General features: G+C 72.4%; 15 protein-coding genes. 6 read left to right on the plus strand and 9 right to left on the minus strand.

From position 1 onward, the window contains the following. Positions 1-3: 3 nt before the first annotated feature. The 4 genes from ACMCNN_RS02695 to deoC form a co-directional block, all read right to left on the minus strand. Positions 4-1,005, minus strand: a complete 1,002-nt coding sequence (locus ACMCNN_RS02695; RefSeq protein WP_412744584.1) for a DNA primase — start codon at positions 1,003-1,005, stop codon at positions 4-6. 113 nt (positions 1,006-1,118) lie between these two features. Then, positions 1,119-1,913: an aldehyde dehydrogenase family protein gene (locus ACMCNN_RS02700; protein ID WP_412747029.1), complete on the minus strand. Its 795-nt coding sequence runs from the start codon at positions 1,911-1,913 to the stop codon at positions 1,119-1,121. 82 nt (positions 1,914-1,995) lie between these two features. Beyond that, a complete protein-coding gene (locus ACMCNN_RS02705; RefSeq protein WP_412747030.1) occupies positions 1,996-3,423 on the minus strand; it encodes an aldehyde dehydrogenase family protein in 1,428 nt (475 codons plus the stop codon). A gap of 10 nt (positions 3,424-3,433) precedes the next feature. Then, on the minus strand, positions 3,434-4,405 hold the full coding sequence (gene deoC, locus ACMCNN_RS02710; RefSeq protein ID WP_412744585.1) for a deoxyribose-phosphate aldolase: 972 nt from the start codon (positions 4,403-4,405) through the stop codon (positions 3,434-3,436). 83 nt (positions 4,406-4,488) lie between these two features. Between deoC and upp the strand changes: the two genes are divergently transcribed. Together upp and ACMCNN_RS02720 are read left to right on the plus strand one after the other, a co-directional pair. Next, positions 4,489-5,121, plus strand: coding sequence for a uracil phosphoribosyltransferase (gene upp, locus ACMCNN_RS02715; protein WP_412744586.1), 633 nt, complete (start codon positions 4,489-4,491; stop codon positions 5,119-5,121). 137 nt (positions 5,122-5,258) lie between these two features. Next, the gene (locus ACMCNN_RS02720) at positions 5,259-6,044 is read left to right on the plus strand and encodes a class I SAM-dependent methyltransferase (RefSeq protein ID WP_412744587.1); all 786 of its coding nucleotides are present in this window, start codon (positions 5,259-5,261) and stop codon (positions 6,042-6,044) included. A gap of 3 nt (positions 6,045-6,047) precedes the next feature. Here ACMCNN_RS02720 and ACMCNN_RS02725 read toward each other — a convergent pair whose 3' ends face one another. From ACMCNN_RS02725 to ACMCNN_RS02735, 3 genes are read right to left on the minus strand one after another with little or no spacing between them, the layout of a single operon-like run. Continuing rightward, positions 6,048-6,536 carry an NUDIX hydrolase gene (locus ACMCNN_RS02725; protein WP_412744588.1) on the minus strand — a complete coding sequence of 163 codons (489 nt, stop codon included), beginning with the start codon at positions 6,534-6,536 and terminating at the stop codon, positions 6,048-6,050. A gap of 1 nt (position 6,537) precedes the next feature. Beyond that, positions 6,538-7,689, minus strand: coding sequence for a glycosyltransferase (locus ACMCNN_RS02730; RefSeq protein WP_412744589.1), 1,152 nt, complete (start codon positions 7,687-7,689; stop codon positions 6,538-6,540). Further along, a complete protein-coding gene (locus ACMCNN_RS02735; protein WP_412744590.1) occupies positions 7,682-10,534 on the minus strand; it encodes a CDP-glycerol glycerophosphotransferase family protein in 2,853 nt (950 codons plus the stop codon). Before ACMCNN_RS02735 ends, ACMCNN_RS02730 begins: the two co-directional genes overlap by 8 nt. A gap of 261 nt (positions 10,535-10,795) precedes the next feature. Between ACMCNN_RS02735 and galE the strand changes: the two genes are divergently transcribed. From galE to ACMCNN_RS02750, 3 genes are all read left to right on the plus strand, one after another. Beyond that, positions 10,796-11,797: a UDP-glucose 4-epimerase GalE gene (gene galE, locus ACMCNN_RS02740; protein ID WP_412744591.1), complete on the plus strand. Its 1,002-nt coding sequence runs from the start codon at positions 10,796-10,798 to the stop codon at positions 11,795-11,797. 93 nt (positions 11,798-11,890) lie between these two features. Next, on the plus strand, positions 11,891-15,352 hold the full coding sequence (locus tag ACMCNN_RS02745; RefSeq protein ID WP_412744592.1) for a CDP-glycerol glycerophosphotransferase family protein: 3,462 nt from the start codon (positions 11,891-11,893) through the stop codon (positions 15,350-15,352). A gap of 145 nt (positions 15,353-15,497) precedes the next feature. Then, a complete protein-coding gene (locus ACMCNN_RS02750; RefSeq protein ID WP_412744593.1) occupies positions 15,498-16,181 on the plus strand; it encodes a GOLPH3/VPS74 family protein in 684 nt (227 codons plus the stop codon). 56 nt (positions 16,182-16,237) lie between these two features. On the opposite strand, the gene ACMCNN_RS02755 is transcribed toward ACMCNN_RS02750, so the two are convergent. Continuing rightward, positions 16,238-17,881 (minus strand): phospho-sugar mutase, encoded by a 1,644-nt coding sequence (locus ACMCNN_RS02755; protein ID WP_412744594.1) that lies wholly within the window; start codon positions 17,879-17,881, stop codon positions 16,238-16,240. Positions 17,882-17,900: 19 nt separating this feature from the next. Continuing rightward, positions 17,901-19,967 carry a protein kinase domain-containing protein gene (locus ACMCNN_RS02760; protein WP_412744595.1) on the minus strand — a complete coding sequence of 689 codons (2,067 nt, stop codon included), beginning with the start codon at positions 19,965-19,967 and terminating at the stop codon, positions 17,901-17,903. A gap of 205 nt (positions 19,968-20,172) precedes the next feature. On the opposite strand from ACMCNN_RS02760, the gene ACMCNN_RS02765 reads away from it, so the two are divergent. After that, positions 20,173-21,744, plus strand: a complete 1,572-nt coding sequence (locus ACMCNN_RS02765; RefSeq protein WP_412744596.1) for a methylmalonyl-CoA mutase — start codon at positions 20,173-20,175, stop codon at positions 21,742-21,744. The last annotated feature ends 14 nt before the right edge of the window (positions 21,745-21,758 follow it).

The raw sequence follows: 21,758 nt of genomic DNA on the forward strand, positions 1-21,758 counted from the left end.
GGGTCACTCGCGCCAGTCCACAGCGGCAGAGATCTTGCCGATTATCGAGCGCCAACCGAGACTTGCCTGCTGTGCCCCGATTTTCCGGAGCTTCCGACGCCCGAAATACCCGCCCATACCGCCGCTTTCGGCCTTCCGTAGGGACTCGTCCAGGTCATCGAGCGGCGAACCCGGCGACAGTGCCAGGATCACCGGCTTGAGCCGGAGCGCGTACCCCAGATCCCGGGCGGCCTCGCCCGCGGCGATGAGCAGCGGCAGGTCCCAGGTGTCGTGACCGCCACGCAGGTTCTCGACAACGAGGTCCAGCTCGTAGCGGTCCTCCGGCAGCGGGTCGACGTCGGACGACTGTACCCGCTCGGCGACGGTCGTCCAGCTGTCCACTTGGGCAAGATCATGGGGTGCACCCGAACGGATGAAGGACACCAGGGACTCCGGGCTCTTGAAGAGCAGCAGCCGGCCCTTGTGGCTGAGGAAGACGGGCACTTCCTCGTCGGCCGCCTTGTCCGCCGCCTCGTCCGCCTCGTCCTGGAAGTCGGCCGGATCGGGCTCCTCGGCCTCCTCCTCGTCACCGGCCTTCGCGTCCTTCGCGTCCCCCTCGGCCAGCAGGGCCGCGAACTCCTCGTCGACGATGACCTCTTCGTCCTCGGCGTCGCGGGCCTCGGCCGCCCTGCGGCGCTCCTCGAACGGGTCGTCGTCGTCCGTCGCCAGCTCGGTCGGGGTCAGGCCGCCCGCCTTGCGGAACGCCCGCAGCGTGTACCCGACGCCGGCGGGCAGGGCGATCTCCACCGGGGAGACCTGCGCCTCCTCCCACAGCGCCCGCCCGGAGGTGCCCGGCTCGTCGGCGGGAGCCTCGTCAGCGGACGACTCCTCGGCGATCGACTCCTCGGCGGCGGGCTCCTCGGCGGCCGCGGAGATGTCGGCGGACTCGGCGACGGGCTCGCTGTCGGCGGGCTGGTCGCCCAGGGGCTCTTCGGCCTCGGGCCGGTTCGGCGACTGGCGGGCCACGGTGACCTCCGGGATTGGTTCGGCTGAGCGGGCGTCTTGGTGCAGCGGGTGACTCTGCGCACACACCCTAGTGGGCGCGGCTGGGCGGGGGTCGTGGTCCCCCGCCCGCCGGGTCAGAAGCCCTTCGGGTGCCAGACCGTCTTCGTCTCCAGCAGCGCGGTCATCGCCTCGATGCCGGGATCGGCGGTGAAGTCCGGTGCGCTCGCGGGCGGGCGTACGACCCGCTTGAGGTTGTCCGCGGCGGCCCGCTCCAGGTCGGTGGCGAGCGACGCGTCGGCCACGCCGGTGAGCACCAGCGCGTTGACGTCGTCGTGCGAGGCCAGCCACGGCGCGGTCTCGGCCGGGTGCCCGGTGAGGACGTTCACGACGCCGCCGGGCAGGTCAGAGGTCGTCAGCACCTCCGCCAGGGTGATGGCTACCTGTGGGCCCGGCGCCAGCACGACCACGGTGTTGCCGGTGACGATCGCTGGGGCGACGACACTGACGAGTCCGAGTAGCGACGCGGGCGCGACCACGCCGACCACCCCGGTCGGCTCCGGCGCCGACAGGTTGAAGTACGGCCCGGCCACCGGGTTCGCGGCGCCGACCACCTGGGCGATCTTGTCGGACCAGCCCGCATACCAGACCAGCCGGTCGATCGCGGCGTCCACCTCGGCGGCGTCCACCCCCAGCGCGGTGAACTCGGCCCGCCGGCCTTCGAGCATCTCGGCGGCCCGGTAGAGGATCTGCCCCCGGTTGTACGCGGTCGCCCCGGCCCACTTCGGCTGTGCCGCGCGGGCCGCGATCACCGCGTCGCGGACGTCCTTGCGGGAGGCGAGGGCCACGTTGTCGCCGTCCACCAGATAGGTCCGTCCTGACTCGCTGCGCGGGAACGCGCCACCGATGTAGAGCTTGTACGTCTTGCGCACCGCGAGCCGCGCGCCCGCCGCCGCGACGGTCCCGCTGTCGGCGTGCTTGGTCTCGGAGTGCTTGGCCTTGGTGGCCGATGACTTAGGCAAGGTACGCCTCCAGGCCGTGGCGGCCGCCCTCCCGGCCGTAGCCGGATTCCTTGTAACCGCCGAACGGCGACGTCGGGTCGAACTTGTTGAACGTGTTTGCCCACACCACGCCCGCGCGCAGCTTGTCGGCCACGGCGAGGATGCGCGAGCCCTTCTCGCTCCACACCCCGGCGGACAGCCCGTACGGCGTGTTGTTGGCCTTCTCGATGGCCTCGGCGGGGGTGCGGAAGGTGAGTACGGACAGCACCGGGCCGAAGATCTCCTCACGGGCGATCCGGTGTGCCTGGGTCACCCCGGTGAAGATGGTGGGCGCAAACCAGTAGCCGTGCTCGGGCAGCTCACAGGCGGGGGACCAGCGCTGCGCCCCCTCGGTGTCGCCGACCTCGGACAGCGTCCGGATGCGCTCCAGCTGGGCGGCGGAGTTGATAGCGCCGATGTCGGTGTTCTTGTCCAGCGGGTCGCCCACCCGCAGGGTCGCCATCCGGCGCTTGAGCGCGGTGAGCACCTCGTCGTACACGGACTCCTGCACCAGCAGCCGCGACCCGGCGCAGCAGACGTGGCCCTGGTTGAAGAAGATGCCGTTGACGATGCCCTCGACGGCCTGGTCGATCGGGGCGTCGTCGAAGATGATGTTGGCGGCCTTGCCGCCCAGCTCCAGGCCGACCCGCTTGCGGGTGCCCGCGACCGCGCGGGCGATCTGGCGGCCCACCTCGGTGGAGCCGGTGAAGGCCACCTTGTCCACGCCGGGGTGCTCGACCAGCAGCCGGCCGGTGTCGCCCGCGCCCGTGAGGATGTTGACCACGCCGGGTGGCAGCTCGGCCTGGCGGCAGACGTCCGCGAAGAACAGCGCGGACAGCGGCGTGGTCTCGGCGGGCTTGAGGACCACCGTGTTGCCGCAGGCCAGCGCGGGCGCGATCTTCCACGCGAGCATGAGCAGCGGGAAGTTCCACGGGATGACCTGGGCGGCGACCCCGAGCGGGCGGGGGTCGGGGCCGAGGCCCGCGTAGCGAAGCTTGTCGGCCCAGCCCGCGTAGTAGAAGAAGTGCGCGGCGACCAGGGGCAGGTCGACGTCGCGGGACTCGCGGATCGGCTTGCCGTTGTCCAGCGACTCCAGGACGGCCAGCTCGCGGGAGCGCTCCTGGATGATGCGGGCGATCCGGAACAGGTACTTGGCGCGCTCCGCGCCGGGCAGCGCGGACCAGGGGCCGAAGGCGCGGCGGGCGGCGGCCACGGCGCGGTCCACGTCCCGGGGGCCGGCGGCGGAGACCTCGGCCAGGACCTCCTCGGAGGCCGGGTTGACGGTCTTGAAGACGCCGCCGTCGGCGGACGGCGGGTCGAAGGCGCCGTCGATGAACAGACCGTACGAGGGGGCGAGGTCGACGATCGACCGCGATTCGGGGGCCGGAGCGTACTCGAACAGGGTCATGGGGTCAGTCCAGCGTGAAGTAGTCCGGACCGGCGTAGTGGCCGGTGGTGAGCTTGGTGCGCTGCATCAGCAGGTCGTTGAGCAGCGAGGAGGCGCCGAAGCGGAACCAGTCCGGGTCGAGCCAGTCGGCGCCGACGGTCTCGTTGACCATGACCAGGTACTTCATCGCGTCCTTGGTGGTCTTGATGCCACCGGCGGGCTTGACCCCGATCTGGCGGCCGTGCTGCGCCCGGAAGTCGCGGACCGCCTCCAGCATGATCAAGGTGACCGGCAGGGTCGCCGCGAGCGGCACCTTGCCCGTGGAGGTCTTGATGAAGTCGGCCCCGGCCAGCATCGCCAGCCAGGACGCCCGCCGCACGTTGTCGTACGTCCCCAGCTCGCCGGTCTCCAGGATGACCTTGAGGTGGGCGGTGCCGCAGGCCTGCTTGACCGCGACGATCTCGGTGAAGACGTCGTCGTAGCGGCCCGCCAGGAACGCGCCGCGGCTGATCACCATGTCGATCTCGTCCGCACCGGCGGCGACCGCGTCGCGGGTGTCGGCGAGCTTGACGTCCAGCGGCGCCTGCCCGGACGGGAACGCGGTGGCCACGCTGGCCAGGTGCACGCCGGAACCGGCCAGCACCTCGGCCGCGAACGGCACCATCGCCGGGTAGACGCAGACCGCGGCGACCGGGGGGCAGGTCGGGTCGGCCGGGTCGGGCCGCAGCGCCTTGGCGGACAGGGCGCGCACCTTGCCGGGGGTGTCGGCGCCCTCCAGGGTGGTCAGATCGACCATCCGGATCGCCAGATCGATGGCCTGTGCCTTCGCGGTGGTCTTGATCGACCGGGTGCCCAGGGCCGCCGCGCGCGCCTCGACGCCGACCTTGTCGACTCCCGGGAGGCCGTGGAGGAACGACCTCAGATCGAACGCCGGTGCCGTCGGGGTCGCCGCGGGACCGGACACGCCGGGCAGCCCCGACGTCACTGTCGCAGTCATGCGGGTCAGTCTACGCGTGGGTCCGACACTTGATCTTGGGATGCCTCCGCTTGCGGCCTGACCTTTGCCGATAGGTTGACCGCGTGGACGTACTCGTTGTTGATCATCCTCTGGCCCAGTCCCGCCTCACCGCGATGCGCAACGCGGCGACGGATTCGGGCACCTTCCGCGCCGCGCTGCGTGAGCTCGCCAGCATGCTGGTCTACGAGGCCGCCCGCGCCTTCGAGGTCGAGCGGTACCCGGTGACCACCCCGGTTGCCCCGGCCGAGGGGACCCGGCTGGCCAACCCGCCGCTGATCGTGCCCGTGCTGCGCGCCGGGCTCGGCATGACCGAGGCGGCCCTGGGCCTGCTGCCCGAGTCGCACATGGGGTTCGTCGGGCTGGCCCGCGACGAGCACACCTTCGAGCCGCGGGCGTACATGGAGTCGCTGCCGGGTGATCTCAGCGGCCTGCCGGTCCTGGTGCTGGACCCGATGGTGGCCACCGGTGGTTCCCTGGTGCACTGCTGCCAGCTGCTGGTGGACCGGGGTTGCACAGACATCACGATCTGCTGCGTGCTGGCCGCGCCCGAGGGCATCGCCCGGCTGGAGAATTCGGGACTGCCGCTGCGGCTGGTCACCGCGTCCGTCGACGAGGGGCTCAACGACCAGATGTTCATCGTGCCGGGTCTGGGCGACGCGGGGGACCGACAGTTCGGGGGTATGCCCCGTTTCTAACGGTTTAATCGGTAACGTCGTGACTCGGGCGTAGCGTACGGTCCAGCTGCTCGATCAAGGGACGTTCCCGGGCGGGCGCATGGCGCGTAAGCTGCGGCGCACTTCCCGTCCCCGAGCCTCCCAACGGATGCGGTGCCATGTCATTGCGCAGAACCGCCAATTCGTACCTTCGACGGCTGACCGGTTACGAAGTTCGTCAGTACCGGCCACCGGCCCCCCAGCCGGTGGCCAAGTCCAAGCGGAAGCCCCCACCGCCCACCCTGCACGACTTCACCAAGCTGAGCGTCCAGCTGGAGGTGTCGCCCGATGATCTGCTGGCGGCGCTGGGCTGGCCGGTCGACGAGGTCGCGAAGGTCGTCGACGAGTTCGACGAGCTGAACGACCAGCTCAAGCAGCGTTACACAGAACGGCAGACGCTGTTCCCCGAGCGCTGGGGCGTCGAGCAGGGCACCGGCCTGACCCTGTACGGCCTGACCCGGCTGCTGAAGCCCGCCACCGTGGTGGAGACCGGCATCGCCGACGGCCGCTCGTCGTTCATGATCCTCAGTGCCCTCGACCGCAACGGCCACGGCACGCTGTACAGCTTCGACGTCCGCCCCGACGCGGGCAGCCTCGTGCTCGGGCACCCGCGCTGGAAGCGGACCGTCAGCGACGCGAAGGAGCCCCGGCGCAGCTTCACAGAGGTCATCGATGGTCTCGACACGATCGACCTGTTCCTGCACGACAGCGATCACGGCTACCCGAACCAGATGTTCGAGTACGAGTCGGCGTGGCCCAAGATCCCGCCGGGTGGCGTGCTGGCCAGCGACGACGTCGACCTCACGAAGGCGTACGTGGACTTCGCGACCCGGATCGGCGCACGACCGCAGTTCCTCTTCGACCGCCGCAAGATCCTCGGCGCGATCCGCCGCGAGGCGGCCTGAGGCTCAACCGGTCGTGCACGACCACGAGACCGCGCGCCCCTCGTGGAACGGCATGACCCCGTGGAACGGGCGCGGCTCGTCCGCGAACACCAGCGGCAGGAAGTGCCGGTCGGACTCCCACATGGGCACCCGCCCGGCCAGCACGTCGGCCACCGGCATCCAGTGCAGGCTGCCCTCGGGGTTCGCGGTCCGCGGCGTGCCGGACCACCGCGGGATGCGGAACAGGAAGCCGAACCAGTTCTCCCCGTCGCGGCCGAAGCCGGGCCAGGAGATCGTCCCGGCGAAGTCGAGTTCGCCGCACTCCAGCCCGGCCTCCTCGCGGACCTCCCGGCGCATCCCGGTGGCCACGTCCTCGTCCGGCTCCAGCTTGCCGCCCAGCCGGTTGTGGTAGCCGAAGTGGATGTCGTCCGGGCGCGCGTCGCGGCGGATCATCAGGACCTGCTGCCGGTCCGCGGACAGCACGTACCCCAGCGTCGCCAGGACGGCTCGCACCTCAGCGGTCCAGCAGGGCGAACAGGGCTTCCCAGCGGTCGACGATGCTGTCCGGGGTGAAGCGCTGCACCGATTCGCGGCCCGCCTCGCCCAGCCGTACCCGGAGGTCCCTGTCCTTGATCAGGCGCTCCAGGGCGGCCGCCATGCCGGGCACGTTGCCCGCGGTGACCACCAGGCCGCCGCTGACCTCGTCGTCGATCAGTTCGCGGATGCCGGGAGCGCAGTCGAAGGCGACCGTCGGCAGCCCGTACGCCATCGCCTCCATGATGGCGATGGGGAAGCCCTCCTCGCGCGAGGGCAGGGCGTAGATCGACGCGGCGCTCAGCGCCGCGTCGATGTCGTCGGTCTTGCCGACGAGGATCTGGTTGTCGTCGAGGCCCAGCTCGCGGGCCTGTTCGCGCAGCTCGGCCTCGTCCGGTCCGGCGCCGTAGACCTTGAGGCTCCAGTCCGGGTACTGCGGACCGACCAGCGCCCACGCTTCGAGGAGCATGTCGATGCCCTTGTCGTGGGAGAGCCGGCGCAGCGAGACGACAGTCTTCTCGTCGAGCGTGGGCATGGTCTTCGGGACCGTCATCAGCGGGTTCGGCATCGCGCCCACGTTGGTCATGCCGGCCCGCGAGGCCCACGCGTCCGCGTCGGCGTCGGTCAGCAGCAGGTGCATGTCCATGTCCGTGTAGTACTTGAGGACCCGGTTGTACCGGCTGCTGTTGCGGCAGGCCTCGAACGACTCGTGGGACATGCCGATCACGGTGAGCCCGGTCGTGTCGGCGGCGGATACCCACTCCCCGGCCCAGACCTGCGCGGCGATGACGACGCCGCCCGGCTGCGCCTCGCGGAACAGCTCGGTCAGCCGCTGCGCGCCCTCGGTCAGCAGCCCGGCCCGGTGCCGCTGGCGGGCCAGATTGACCACGTTGAGGCGGCTCAGGCCCTCGACCTTGCGCCGCCGGGGCAGGTGGTCGTCGTGCAGGGTGAACATCGGGTACGGCAGGTCCGAGCCGTAGTCACGGGCGACCGTGGCGGGCTCCACCCCGACCAGGCGCACCCGGTGCCCCCGGGCGCTGAAGAGCCGGCCGATGTCGTGCGCCCACTGGATGAGGCCGCCGAGCTCGTTGACGCTGTTGCAGACGATGAAGATGTCCCGGGGCTCAGCCACGGCGCGCTCCCGGGGTGAAGAAACGGTCGACCACGGCCTTCGCCGCGTTGCCGGTGTCGAACTCACAGAACCGGGCCACGAAGGCGCGGTGCTGTTCGGCGTAGCGTTCCGGCAGCTTGTCCAGGTCGGCGAGCGTGGCGAACAGCGCTTCCGGGGTCCGGGTCAAGGGGCCGGGGGCGACCTCGGCCAGGTCGAAGTAGGAGCCCCGGCTGTTGCCGACGTAGTCGTCGTAGTCCGGCACGTGGAAGACCATCGGGCGGCCCAGCAGCGCGTAGTCGAACATCAGCGACGAGTAGTCGGTGATCACCGCGTCGGCGATCTGCATCAGCGGGGTGACGTCGTGCACGTGCGCCACGTTGCGCACCGAGTGCGCGTACCTCGGGGGCATCGCGAACGACGCGAGGTAGTGCGGGCGGATCAGCAGCACGTAGTCGTCGCCGAAGCGTTCGACGAAGTCGTCCAGGGAGAACGGCAGGGTCAGGCCCTTGGACCAGCGGCCGATCTCCTCCGGGCGGAACGTCGGCGCGTACAGCAGGACCTTGCGGTCGTCGGTGAGGTTCAGCGACTTGCGCAGCGCCGCCACCTCGTCCGGGTTGTCCTGCCGGACCAGGACGTCGTTGCGCGGGTAGCCGACCCGCATCAACTCGGCGTGCACCCGCATGCCCTTGGTCAACGTGCGCACGTCGTGTTCGGTGCGCACGAGGAACACGTCGAAACGGTCGATCGCGTCCTGCAGGCGCTGCTGCTGGCCGGCCGTCTGGCTCTTGATGCTCGCCTCGTCGAAGCCCATCCGCTTGAACGCCGAGCCGTGCCACGTCTGGATGTACGTGGTGCCGGACCGCTTGCGCAGGTCGTGCGGGAAGCCCTGGTTGTCCACCCAGTACCGGGCCCGGCCCAGCTCGCGCAGGTAGGCGTAGGACTGCCGGCGCACCAGCTTGACGTCGGTCGGGAAGCCGTTCGGGTGTTCCTCTGTGTGTGCCCACACCGCGCGGAACGGCACACCGGAGCGCTTGAGCTCCTCGTAGATGGCGCGCGGGCTGTCCGAGAACTGCTTGCCCATGTGGCTCTCGAACACGATGGTCCGCTTGCTGATCGGCAGCCGCGAGAAGACGTTGTCGTACCAGGCCAGCTTGGTCTTGCGCTGGTTCATCCGCTGCCGCAGGTCGCGCCGCAGCGTCCCGGCGGCGCTCCAGAGCCGGGCGCCGAGCGGCTGCGAGCGCAGCCGGTCGATCGTGGCGTCCCCCGCGCGGGCCTTGCGCCCCTCGGCGGCCAGCCGCAGCGCGAGGTTGCCCGCGTCCGTCCGGTAGGCCTCCATCCGGTCGGCGACCAGCCGGGTGAGCCGCGGCCGGACCGCCAGCCGCAGGTCGTCCATCACCGCGTCGTCGGTGAACAGCTGCAGGTCGATGGTCTCCTTGGCGGTGCGGATCCGCAGCACCACGTTGTAGACCATGTCCACGATGCCGACCGGGCGCAGCACCTTGGCCGGGTCGAAGCTGGCCGTCCAGGTGGCCTCGGTGCCGGAGACCGTGAGGGTGGCGGGCATGGTGAACTGGCGGCGCCGGTTGCGCCGGGCGCGCACCACCAGCTGGGCCTTCGGCTTGGCCAGCGTGCCGAGCCGGCCGAGCGGGTTGGCGATCGCGCCGCTGACCGTGACCGTGCTGCCGGCCCGCGCGACGCCGGTGATCCGGCTGCCCAGGCGCAGCTTGGCCAGCGGCAGATCCTGGAAGCCGAACTCGGTGACGTCCAGTACCTCGCGCCCGAGCGGGTCGTCGAGGTGGCGGTCGCACCAGAACACCCGGCCGTCGCGGACGACCAGGTCGGTGCTGAGGCGGGACTTGCCCTTGCCGACCATGTAGTCGTGCGCGGCGGCGACGCCGGCCAGGTCGTCCTGCCGGACCATGTAGGCGGCGATCGCCGGAAGCGGCTTGGCCTGCCGGAACGCCTCCGGCTGCAGGGTCTGCACGTACGGCCGGGCGACGTCGAGCAGGGCGCGCTGGGTCGCTTCGGGGAACTGGCCGAGGCCCGCCAGGTGGATCCGGAGGTCGTTCTCCAGGAACCGGATGTCCTTCTGCAGTCGCAGCTCACCGGCGTCGTGCTCGGCCAGCAGCTTGTCGATCTCCCTGGTCACCGCGATCCGGTCGGTGATGTTGCGCAGGTCCGCGGCCCGGCTGGTGATCGAGCGGGCCTTCGGCTCGATGTTCCAGGTGTAGATCCGCTGCGGGATCACCGCGATCTTCTTCGCGGTCAGGTACGCGTGGGCGGAGAACAGGTTGTCCTCGTAGAGGCGGTCCTCCAGGAAGACCAGATTTTCCCGGACCAGGAAGTCGTGCCGGTAGAGCTTGTTCGTCGACAGCACGTCGTACAGCAGCTCGGGCTGGTCGCGCAGCGATTCGTAGACCACCTTGCGCTGGACCAGCCACGGCATCCAGGACTGCTCCTTGCCGGTGGGCACGTCGTGGCGTACGCACCGGCCGACCACCATGTCGGCGCCGGACTCCTCGGCCATCGCCACCAGGTTGCGGCAGGCGTGCCGGTCGATGGTGTCGTCGCTGTCCAGGAACATGATGTACCGGCCGCGGGCCTGCTTGACGCCCGCGTTGCGGGGCGCGCCGCAGTGGCCCGAGTTGGCGGGAAGACGGATGAAGCGGACCAGGTCGGGGTGCTCGTCGGCGAGGCGCTGCGCCACGGCGGGGGTGCCGTCGGTGCTGTGGTCGTCGACGACGATCACCTCGTGGCTGCGCAACGACTGATCCAGCACGGATCGGACCGCGGCCTCGATCCGGTGTGCGTCGTTGTACACGATGACCACCACCGTGACGTCGGGCCGGGGGGTGGGCGAGGTCACGACTGAACTGGTCCTTTCTCAATGGCACCAGGGCGACGCCGCTCGCAGGCACTCGGGGCGACACCGCCGGAAGGTCACGTCGCTGCGGGCAGCACGGCGACGCGGTGGGGGGCGGACAGGGGGATGTCCGGGGCGGCCAGCTTCATACGTTACAGCCAGAAGCCGTGGCCGCGCACCCGGCGGCTAGCATCGACCGCCCCGACGTCTCGGCGAAGTCGGCTAGTCTCGCCGGGCAGACCGTCGATCGGAAAGGGACATTTCGTGAAGGTGCTCATCGCGGGCGGCGCGGGATTCATCGGCAGCACCATCGCGTCCTGTCTGCTCGACGCCGGGCACCACCCGGTCATTCTGGACAATCTGGTCACTGGACGCCGGGAGTTCTGCGCGGGCCGGTCCTTCTACGAAGGCGACATCGCCGACCCCGCGGTCCTCGACCGGATCTTCGCGGACCATCCGGACATCGAGGCCGTCGTGCACTGCGCGGCACTCATCGTCGTACCGGAGTCTGTCGAGCGCCCGATCCACTACTACCGCGAGAACGTCGCCAAGACCCTCGACCTCGTCGACCGCCTGATCGGCAAGGGCGTCACCCGCTTCGTGTTCAGCTCGTCCGCCTCGATCTACGAGCCCGGCGAGGACTTCAGCGTCGACGAGGACTCCGCGATCTCCGCCCAGAGCCCGTACGCCCGGACCAAGCTCGTCGTCGAGCAGATGCTCACCGACATCGCCGCCGCCACCCCGCTGCGGGTCCTGTCGCTGCGCTACTTCAACCCGATCGGCGCCGACCCCAAGATGCGTACGGGCCTGCAACTGCCCGCCCCCAGCCACGCGCTGGGCAAGCTGGTCGCCGCCTACCACGCCGGGCAGCCGTTCCCGGTGACCGGCCTGGACTACCCGACCCGGGACGGCTCCGGCATCCGCGACTACGTGCACGTCTGGGATCTCGCCGGTGCGCACCTGCGCGCGGTCGAGGTTTTCGACACCCTCTTCACGGACGACTCCCGCTACCAGGTCATCAACCTCGGCACCGGCACCGGCACCACCGTGCTGGAGTTCGTCGAGGCCTTCAACCAGGTCGTCGACACCCCGGTCGAGATCGAGGCGGCGCCCCGGCGCCCCGGCGACTCGGTCGGCGCCTACACCCGCAGCACCCGCGCCGCCGACCTGCTGGGCTGGCGGGCCGAGCACACCGTCGCCGACGGTATCCGGGACTCCCTGGCCTGGGTCGAGCAGCGCGACCGCCTCCTGCCCGACCTGGAGTAGCCCGGCGCGCGGCAACCCCGCCCGGCGCGGCGACCGGCGTATCTTTCCTCCGGGGAGGAGCGGGCCGACACCGCTGAGCGGAAGGCCACGCCTGTGCCGGAGCTCGTCGCGGGGCTCGTCAGCGTCATCGTGCCGATCTACGACGTGGCGCCGTTCCTGGGCGACTGCCTCGACTCGTTACGCAGCCAGACCCACCGCGACCTGCAGGTCATCTGCGTCGACGACGGATCGACCGACGGCAGCGCCGCCATCGCCGAGCGGTTCGCCGCCGACGACGCCCGGTTCCGGCTCGTCCGCCAGGCCAACGCGGGCCTGAGCGCGGCCCGCAACACCGGCATCGGGTACGCCACCGGCGAGTACCTGGCGTTCGTCGACAGCGACGACGTGCTGGCCGCCCACGCGTACGAGGTGCTGCTGCTCGCGCTGGCCGGGGGCGCCGACTTCGCCAGCGGCGGCGTGCACCGGCTCAGCTCGCGCGGGCACTACCCGGGCTACCCGCACGACGGCGCCATCCGCGGGACCGACCTCGCCACGCACGTCCGCGACCACCACCGGCTGCTGCGCGACAGGACGATCTGGAACAAGCTGTTCCGGCGTACGTTCTGGGACGTGCACGGTTTCACCTTCCCGGTCGGCCGGCTGTACGAGGACGCGCCGGTCACCGTGCCCGCCCACGCCGCTGCCACGAAGGTCGCGATCGTTGCCGAGATCATCTACTACTGGCGGGTGCGCGAGGGCGCCGTCCGCTCGATCACCCAGTCGGACCACGACCTGCGCAACCTCGTCGACCGCTTCCACTCGGTCGGCCTGACCCGCCGGGCGCTGACCGACGCGGGCCACGGCGACCTGTGCCGGGTGTACGAGGAACAGGCGATCTGGGACAAGCTGAACTCCCCGACGCAGTACCTGCCGGACGCCCCGGAACCGTTCCGCACGACGTTCCTGGACCTGGCCAACGCGTACCTCGACGAGGTGGGCGACGCCGTCATCGAGCGCCTGCCGGCTCGCCTGCGCCCGCAGTGGCGGCTGATCCGCCAGCGGCGGATCGACGCGCTCGTCGCCCTCGTCGACCAGGGCGGGACCGCGCCGGTCAAGGCCGCACCCGCGGCGCGGCGGCTGGAGTCCGGCGTACGCGGCCTGGCCTGGCGCGACGGGAGACTGCAGATCTCCGGGTACGCCCACCTGCCCGGCGAGGCGCTGCGGGGCCGGCCGACGCTGCGGATGGTGTGGCTCTCGGCCCACGGCAGCCGCCACAGGGTGCCGTTGTGGACCCGCTCGTACCGCGGTCCGGCGGTACCGGCCGGTGGGTTCGTCGTGACGCTCGACCCGGCCGTGTTCCGCCGCGGCAGGGTGCGTCGTGGCGCCCGGTGGCGTACCGGGACCTGGACCGTCGCCGTCGCCGCGACCCGTGGCCTGCGGTTGCGCCGCGACGGGCTGCGGATCCCCGCCGACTGGCCCGAGCCGATGCCACGGCAGCAGGTCGCGCCCGGCGTCTGGGTCCGGCCCCTGGCCGCCGACGGGCGGCTGCGCCTGCGGGTGACCAGCGCCGCCGGATGGCTCACCGCCGGCCACCGCGACGGCGACGACCTGATCCTCGACGGGCGGCTGCGCACCTGGCCGACCGGCCCGGTACGGATCGAACTGCGCGCGCACGGGCTCGCCGTGCGCCGCGTCGAGGCGGCGGTGCGCACCGGAGCGGACGGCGCCACGTTCACCGCCCGGCTGCCGCTCGGCGGCTTCGCCCTGGACGACGACACCGACAACCACGCGGCCGGACTGCACGCCCGGCGTCTCGGTGTCCACCTGGTGCTCGGCGACAGGACGGCCAGGCTCGTCGCCGACGTCGCGTACGAGCAGACCCGGACGGTGTGGGGGACCGACGAGGTATACCTCGCGGTCGCCGTGGGCGGCCAGGTCTCGCTGTGCACGCGCCCGGCCGGCCCGGTGCTCACGGAGGCGTCCTGGCGGCCCGACGGCGCCCTGGTGCTGCGCGGCGACAGCCCCCGCGCGGCGGACGGCGAACTGCTCCTGCGCCTGCGTGCCTGGCGACGCGACATCGCGCTGCCGATGCGGGTCGCGGACGGCCGGTGGGAGGCGGTCGTCGACCCGGCCGCGGCGCCGAGTCCCGCCGGACCGCTGCCGTTGCCGGCCGGCACGTGGGACCTCGCATTCCGCTCGCCCGGTCACCGGCATCCCACGACCGTCCCGCTGGGCGGCACCGACGCGCTGCGGGCCGCGCTGCCCACCGCCGCGAACGGCCCGGACGGGTCGCGTTGCCTGTTGCGCCGCGCCGCCGGGGACCGGGTCGCCCTCAAGGTGGTGGCGCCGCGCAGCGACCCCACCGAGCAGGAGCGATGGCGGGCCGCCTACTTCCCGGCCCGCGACGCACCTGCGGTCGCCGCCGGTGCCGAGCGGGCCCGCGAAGTCCCGGAGGCTGCCGCGGACCCGGCCGGGGCGGACCGTCCGAGCGCCAGCCACCCGCCACGGCTGCGGGACAGGGTGCTGTTCGATGCCGCGCCCGGGCGCCGCTTCACCGACGACCCGGCCGCCGTCCTCGCGGAGCTGGTGGGCCGCCCGGACGCGCCACCCGCGGCATGGACCTGCGAACGCGGACAACCGCTGCCGCCCGGCGCCGAACCCGTGCCGCTGGACAGCGCGGCCTGGTACGAAGCGCTGGCCACCAGCCGCTGGCTGGTCTGCAACGACACCCTGCCGAGCTGGTTCCGCGCCCGGCCCGGCCAGGTGGTGCTGCGGCTCGGCGGGGGCTGGCCGATCGCCCGCTCCGGCGCGCTGGCCGCGGCGCTCCCCGACCTCGTCGACCGGATCGCCTCGGACGCCCGCAACTGGACGGCGCTGGCCTCGCCCGGCCCGTCGGCGACCCCGGTGCTGCGCTCCGAGCTGCGCTTCGGCGGCCCGGTCCTGGAGTACGGCCGACCCGCCGCCGACGCGCTGAGCACCGCGGACCCCGAGGCCGCCCGCTCCGAGGTGCTGCGCCGGCTGCACCTGCCGCCCGACACCCGGCTGGTGCTCTACGCACCCACCCGGCGCCCGTGGGACCAGCGCCGTCCCGGCGGGAGCGACCCCGGCCGGCTGCTCGACCTGCCCACGGTGGCGGCCGCCCTCCCACCGGGCCACGCGCTGCTCGTCCGGCGCCACCCCGGCCTGGTCGACGACGTGCTGGGGCTGGCGCCCGGCGTGCTGGACGTCTCGGCGTACCCCCGGACCGACCGGCTCCTGCCGGCCGCCGACGTACTGATCTCGGACTATTCGACGCTGCTGGCCGACTTCGCGCTGACCGGACGTCCGGTGCTGCTGTACGTGCCCGACCTCGCGGAGTTCGAGGCGTCGCCCGGCCTCAACGTCGACCTGCGGGCGCACTCGCCCGGCCCCCTGCTGCACACCTCGGCGGAGGTGGCGGCGGCCGTGCGGGATGTCGAGACCATCGCGGCCGAGCACGAGGCGGCCGCCAAGAGGTTCGCGGCCGCCCATCCGACGGACGGTGGTGGCCGGGCCGCCGCCCGCCTGGTGGACTGGCTGCTGGCCGCGGACCGCTGAGCCCGCCGCGCCGTGACCGGGCGTCGGCCCTCGCGTTCCCCGCTCGTCCCCTGATGTTCCCCACGCGTTGCGGGTGTCCGGCCGTCGTCGCGACATGACCGTTGCCGGGAGCCCGGTAGCTGCGGCGGGACACTATCGTTCTGGCATGACCTCCATCGCGCTTGCCGAAGAACTGCTGCTGCTCGCCTACGACGACGAGACCGGCAAGGCGACCGGCTCCCGAATCGGGCTGGACCTCGGCATGGCCGCGGCCGTGCTCGTCGACCTGGCGCTGAAGGGGCGGATCGCGTACGTCGACGGCTACCTGAAGGTCGTGGACTCGACGCCGGTGAACGATCCGATCGAGGACGCGGTGCTGGTGAAGGCGGCCGCCGACGAGCCGCACACCCCCGCGCAGTGGGTCCAGCGGCTGCGGCACGGCCTGCGCGCCCGGGTCCTCGACGATCTGGTGGCCCGCGGTGTCGTGCGCGACGTCGACGAGACCCAGCTCGGGGTCATCCACGTGCACCGGTACCCGACCACCGATCCCGCGTACGAGGCGGAGATCCGTGGGCGGCTGGCCAAGGCCCTGATCAGCGGCGCGGTGCCGGACGAGCGCACCGCCGCGCTGGCCACGCTGCTCATCGCCACCCGGATGGAGCCCGCTCTGCGGCTGCCCGCCGACCAGGCCGCGCACGCGCACCAGCGGCTGGAGGAGATCGCCAACGGGGCGGGCTTCTCCGGCGGGGTCAACCTGGAGGACTCGATCGTGCGGCCCAGCGTCGCGCTGGTCGTCGCCACCCTGGGCCGCGCGATCACCGCCGCCCTCGGCACCCCGAAGGCCGGCTGACCCGGCTCAGCCCCGGCCCGGCTCAGCCCCGACCCCGGCTCTGGCCGGGCGCGGGCTCAGGCCAGGCCGAGTACCGCCGCGATCTCGGCGCGCAGCTCGGTCATGGCGGCCGCCGCGCGGGTCCGGGCCGCGGGCACGTCGCCGTCGCGGACCGGCTCCACCACCTCCAGGTACGCCTTCAGCTTCGGCTCCGTCCCCGACGGCCGGATCACCACCCGCGCCGCCGGGGTCCGGAACGTCAGCACGTCCGCCGCGGGCAGCCGGTCCTCGATCTCGGTCAGGTCGGCGCCCAGTAGCGTGACCGGCGGCTTGTCCCGCGCCTGGCTCATCGCCCGGGCGATCTCGGTCAGGTCGTCGACCCGCACCGACAGCTGGTCCGTCGCGTACACGCCGAACTCGGCGGCCAGCTCGTCCAGCCGATCGGCCAGGGTCCGGCCTTCCGCCTTGAGCGCGGCGGCCAGCTCCGCCACCCGCAGCGCGGCCGTGATGCCGTCCTTGTCGCGGACGTGCCCCGGTGCCACGCAGTAGCCGAGCGCCTCCTCGTAGCCGTACGCGAGGTCCTCGGCGGCCCGCACGATCCACTTGAACCCGGTGAGGCTCTGCGCGTACGGCACCCCGCGGGCGGCGCACATCGCCCGTAGCAGCGACGACGACACGATCGTGGTGGCGTACGTGCCAGGGACGTTCTTCCGCTGGAGGTGGTCGGCCAGCAGGGCGCCCAGTTCGTCCCCGCGCAGCGGCCGCCACGTGCCGTCCGCGCCCGGCAGCGCGATCGCGCACCGGTCGGCGTCCGGGTCGTTGGCGATCGCGAGGTCCGCGCCCGTCTCCGTGGCGAGCGCCAGCAGCAGGTCCATCGCCCCGGGCTCCTCCGGGTTGGGGAACGCCACGGTCGGGAACGCCGGGTCCGGCTCCGCCTGCTCGGCGACCACGGCCGGGGCGGCGAACCCTGCCCGAGCGAACGCGGCGGCCAGCACCGCCCCGCCGACCCCGTGCAGCGGCGTGTACGCCACCCGCAACTCCCGCGGCCCGGTGGCCAGCACGGCGGCGGCGCTGTCCACGTACCCCTGCACCACGGCCTCGGTCAGCACCGTGCCGGGCTCGCCCAGCGGCACCGCGGCGAGGGGGCCCACGGCCTGGATGGCGGCCTCGATCTCCACGTCGGCGGGCGGCACGATCTGTGCCCCCGCCCCGGCGGGACCGCCCAGGGCGGCGCCCAGGTACACCTTGTAGCCGTTGTCCTGCGGCGGGTTGTGGCTGGCCGTGACCATGACCCCGGCGACCGCTCCGAGGTCGCGCACCGCCCAGGCCAGCACGGGCGTGGGCAGGGGGCGGGGCAGCAGGAACGCCTCCCGGCCGGCGCCCGTGGCCACCCGTGCGGTCTGTTCCGCGAACGCCTTCGAGCCGTGCCGGGCGTCGTACCCGATCACCAGCGGACCCGTGCCACCCCGGGCGGCCAGCCAGCCGACCAGACCGGCGGCGGCGCGGGTGACCACGGCGAGGTTCATCCCGTTCGGCCCGGCGCGCAGCTGCCCGCGCAGCCCCGCCGTGCCGAAGGTGAGCGGCCCGGCGAACCGGTCGGCCAGCTCGTCGGCGCTGGCGGGCAGCCGTTCGAGCAGCGCGGTCAGCTCGGCGCGGGTCGCGGGGTCGGGGTCGTCGGCGAGCCAGGCGGTGGCCCGGGCCCGGAGATCGTCAGAAGCCATGCTCAGTGGATAGCACGGGTCACGCGTTCGCGAACGCGAACGTCCTCGCCATCTCCTCGAAGATCGGCATGCTTTCCGCGAACCGGGCATCGGTCGAGGTCAGGTAGAACGAGTACATCTTCCCGTCGCGGGTGATCTCCCGCCAGACCCCGTGCCGCATCTGATCGCCGCTGCCGCAGGTGTACTCCAGCTGCGCGCCGCCGCCTCCGGCCACCTCGACGTCCGAGACACTGACCCGGTTGTACGGCTTGGGGCAGTTCTTCGACGTCTTGAGCGTGTGTTCGGCGATCTTCTCGGCGAACCGGCGCGGCTCGGCGTCGCCCTTCTCCACCAGGATGCGGACCTTGCGGGTGTCGTCCTGCGGGTCGACGTAGTCCACCCAGACCCCGGAGGCGCTGCGCGTCCACGTCTTCGGGACCTTCACGGTGACGCCCTTGCCGCGGTGGTCCTGGGTCTCGAACGCCGCCGGTGCGGGCTGCACGCCCGCCTGCTGGGGCGTGCGGGGCTGCGGGTCCTTGCCGCCCGAGAACACCAGCACCATCGCCAGCACGAGCACGACGACCAGCCCGGCCCCGGCGGCGATCTGGGTGTTGCGGGGCCAGCCGCGGACCGTGGTGACGGCCCGCTCCGTGCCCGACCGTACGGTCCGGGTCGCCGTGGCCAGCAGCGCCCGGCGCCGGGCGCCGGGGCTCATCACGACGGTGCCGCCGGGCAGCGGCTCGCGGGCCGCGCGGGCGCCGTCCCAGGCGCGGCGCGGCGGGATGACGCTGGTCGGGTCGGCGGCGCTGCCACCGGGGGGCAACATGCTGGTCCGCTCGCTGTCGCCGCCGGGCGGCAGCAGGCTGGTCCGGTCCCCGCTGGGCGGCAGCAGGCCGGTCCGGTCCCCGCTGGGCGGCAGGAGCCCGGTCCGGTCCCCGCCCGGCGGCAGCACGCTGGTGCGGTCTCCGTTGGCGGCCGGTGCCGCGAACGCCCCCGTGGGCGGGCCGGAGTCGGGAGTCGCGGCGGGGGCCTCGGGAGCGCGCCGCCGGCCGCCCTGGCGCAGCTTGGCCAGGTGCCCGGACAGCGACTCGCCCGGGGCCAGCATGGCCCGGCCGCCGATCTGGCCGCTCGGCTTCGCGGGCGGCGGCACAGCCTGGGTCGCGTTGGGGTCCGGGCGCTGGGCCGGGACCACCGAGTACGGGTCCGTCATGAGATGCGGCGGGGACTTGCTGGCCAGCGGCCCGGCCAGTTGCTGGCGCAGCATCGTCCGGGCGGTCTGCACGTCGAACCGGCGCGCCGGGTCCTTCTCCAGCAGGCCCATCAGCACCGGGCCCAGCGAGCCGGCCCGCTGGGTCGGTGCGGGCGGGTCCTCGACCACGGCGTGCATGGTCTCGATGGGGTCGCCCTTGTCGAACGGCGGGCGTCCCTCGACCGCGGTGTACAGCGTCACGCCGAGCGAGAACAGGTCGCTGGGCGGACCGAAGTCCTGGCCCATGGCGCGCTCGGGCGAGATGAAGTGCGGCGAGCCGAGCACCATGCCGGGCGTGGTGAGCTGCACGTCGGTGGGCATCCGGGCGACGCCGAAGTCGGTGAGCACGCACCGCCCGTCGGAGCAGATCAGCACGTTGGCGGGCTTCACGTCGCGGTGCAGTACGCCGTGCGCGTGGGCCACCTCCAGCGCACCGAGCAGCGCGATGCCGATCTTGGCGACCACGCGCGGTGCGACCGGCCCGTCCTCGATGACCATGTCGGCGAGGCTGCGGGCGTCCAGCAGCTCCATGACGATCCACGGGCGGTCGTTCTCGTGCACGACGTCGTACACCTGGACGACCGCGGGGTGCTGCAGCGCGGCGGCGGCGCGGGCCTCGCGCATGGTCCGCTCGAACATCGAGTCCCGGTCGCTCGGGGCCAGGCCCGGCGGCAGGACGACCTCCTTGATGGCCACGTCGCGGCGCAGCAGCGTGTCGGCCGCGCGCCAGACCGTACCCATGCCGCCGTGGCCGACCGCGGCGCGCAGGGTGTAGCGCCCGCCGATGAGCGTGCCCGGGGCGGCGCGTCCGCTGGTCGGAGTGGTGTCACCACCGCTCCACGTCGGAATCTGAGTCACAGGGATTGCCACCGAGGGGATGTAGGGGCCGGGGACCAACGCCGCTATCTTGCCGGTTCCCACCCCCTTTGTGAAAGTCGCAGAGCCCGTGTTCCGTGGAACTTGACTCCAGGTAGCGACCCCGGTGCCGTCCGTTCCGAGGTTTGTCCACAGCTGGGTAAAAGACCACACACCCGCGACCTGAACGACGCCTTAGGATCCCGGTGTGAACGCAGAATCCGGGTTCGAGGTCAAGCCGGTCTACGACCGCGAGGACGTGCCCGCGGGCACCGAGGCGCGGATCGGCGAGCCCGGGAAGTATCCGTACACCCGTGGGGTGTATCCGACGATGTACACCTCGCGACCCTGGACCATGCGGCAGTACGCGGGCTTCGGCACCGCCGCGGAGTCCAACGCGCGCTACCACCAGCTGCTGGCCGCGGGCACGATGGGCCTGTCCGTGGCGTTCGACCTGCCCACCCAGATGGGCTACGACTCCGACGAGCCGATCGCGCACGGCGAGGTGGGCAAGGTCGGGGTGGCCATCGACTCGATCGACGACATGCAGCGGCTGTTCCACGGCATCCCGCTGGACAAGGTCTCCACGTCGATGACGATCAACGCGCCCGGCTCGGTCCTGCTGCTGCTCTACCAACTCGTCGCCGAGGAGCAGGGGGTGCCCGGCACCGCGCTGCAGGGCACGATCCAGAACGACATCCTCAAGGAGTACATCGCCCGCGGCACGTACATCTTCCCGCCGAAGCCGTCGCTGCGGCTGGTGGCGGACACCTTCGCGTACTGCCGGGCCGAGATTCCGAAGTGGAACACCATCAGCATCTCCGGCTACCACATGGCAGAGGCCGGTGCCTCGCCCGCGCAGGAGATCGCGTTCACCCTGGCCAACGGCGTCGAGTACGTCCGTGCCGCGGTCGCCGCCGGCCTCGCCGTGGACGACTTCGCCCCCCGCCTGTCGTTCTTCTTCGTCGCCCGCACGACCCTGCTGGAGGAGATCGCGAAGTTCCGGGCGGCCCGGCGCATGTGGGCGCGGATCATGCGCGACGAGTTCGGCGCGAAGGACCCCAAGTCGCTCATGCTGCGCTTCCACACCCAGACCGCCGGGGTGCAGCTCACCGCCCAGCAGCCCGAGGTCAACCTGGTCCGGGTCGCGATCCAGGCGCTCGGGGCGGTCGCCGGCGGCACCCAGTCACTGCATACCAATGGCTACGACGAGGCCATCGCCCTGCCCACCGAGAAGGCGGCCCGGCTCGCCCTGCGCACCCAGCAGGTCCTCGCGTACGAGAGCGGGCTGACCGGGACGGTCGACCCGTTCGCGGGCTCGTACGCCATCGAGGCGCTCACCGACGAGGTGGAGGCCGCCGCCACGACCCTGATGGAACGCGTGTCCGCGTACGGCTCGGCGGTGGAGGCGATCGAGCAGGGCTTCCAGAAGCGCGAGATCGAGGCGTCCGCGTACCGGATCGCCAACGAGATCGACTCCGGCGAGCGGGTGGTGGTCGGCGTCAACCGGTTCACCCTCGACGAGGAGGAGCACTACGAGCCGCTGCGCGTCGACCCCGCCATCGAGGCGGGGCAGGTGGCCCGGCTCGCCGAGTTGCGCGCCCAGCGTGACAACGCCGCCGTGGAGGCGGCCCTGGCCGACCTGCAGAAGGCCGCCAGCGGGACGGACAACGTGTTGCGGCCAATGCGCGAGGCCTTGCGTCTGCGTGCCACCGTGGGGGAGGTCTGCCACACGCTGCGGGGGGTGTGGGGGACGTACCACCCGGTTGAGCGCTTCTGACGCCGAGCGCCGAA

This window comes from Krasilnikovia sp. MM14-A1004, assembly GCF_047159485.1.
GTDB lineage: Bacteria > Actinomycetota > Actinomycetes > Mycobacteriales > Micromonosporaceae > Actinoplanes.